1 protein-coding gene is annotated in these 437 nt (G+C 64.1%); it reads right to left on the bottom strand.

Going from position 1 to position 437, the window contains the following annotated elements; all coding sequences use genetic code 11:
• Nucleotides 1–67: 67 nt before the first annotated feature.
• A partial coding sequence (locus P1J78_RS25190) for a transposase (protein WP_275570109.1) occupies nucleotides 68–437 on the bottom strand: 370 nt, incomplete at its 5' end.

Raw genomic sequence — 437 nt, 5'->3', positions numbered from 1 at the left:
GGTAGTGCCCCGGGAAATGGTGTAGGAACTGGCGTCCACCTGCTTCTTCATAGCTGGTGTCGCTCGTTCACTGGGCGGCGATCATAGTCGCCGCGTGGGGATCGTTGCACATGGCCGTCAGCTTTTCCACCGGCATGTAGCGGCGGGAGACGGCCCACTCGTCATTCTGTTCCAGCATCAGCGCGCCGACCAAGCGGATGACGGCTTCGCGGTTGGGGAAGATTCCGACGACATTGGTGCGCCGCTTGATCTCCTTGTTGACGCGCTCCAGCGGATTCGTGCTGTGCAGCTTCGAGCGCAGGCTTTCGTCGAAGGCCATGTAGGCCAGCACGTCGTGCTCGGCTTCGTCCATGAGCTCGGCGACATCCCGGAACCGCTCGCGCAGGCTGTCGGCCACCTCGCGCCAGCGGGCATGGGCCTGGTCGCGGTCCTTCTCG

The organism is Psychromarinibacter sediminicola, assembly GCF_029168335.1.
In the GTDB taxonomy this organism is placed as follows: Bacteria; Pseudomonadota; Alphaproteobacteria; order Rhodobacterales; family Rhodobacteraceae; genus Psychromarinibacter; species Psychromarinibacter sediminicola.
Note: the sequence above shows the minus strand (reverse complement) of the source record. Positions and strands in the feature narration are given on the sequence as shown.